Below are 222 nucleotides of genomic sequence, written 5' to 3'. Positions count from 1 at the left end.
CGCATCCCATGCGGGATGCGACTTTGGCTGTGTCCAATTGCATATCTCATGTCAAAAATATTTCAATCCACGCATCCCATGCGGGATGCGACGTAATGTCAAAGTCACTTGCTAAGATAATATTTCTTTATTTCAATCCACGCATCCCATGCGGGATGCGACTCAAGCAAAGAGTACCATTGACATCAAAGCCTTGATTTCAATCCACGCATCCCATGCGGG

Source organism: Lactobacillus sp. HMSC08B12 (assembly GCF_001808415.1).
In the GTDB taxonomy this organism is placed as follows: Bacteria; Bacillota; Bacilli; order Lactobacillales; family Lactobacillaceae; genus Lactobacillus; species Lactobacillus delbrueckii.
Note: the sequence above shows the minus strand (reverse complement) of the source record.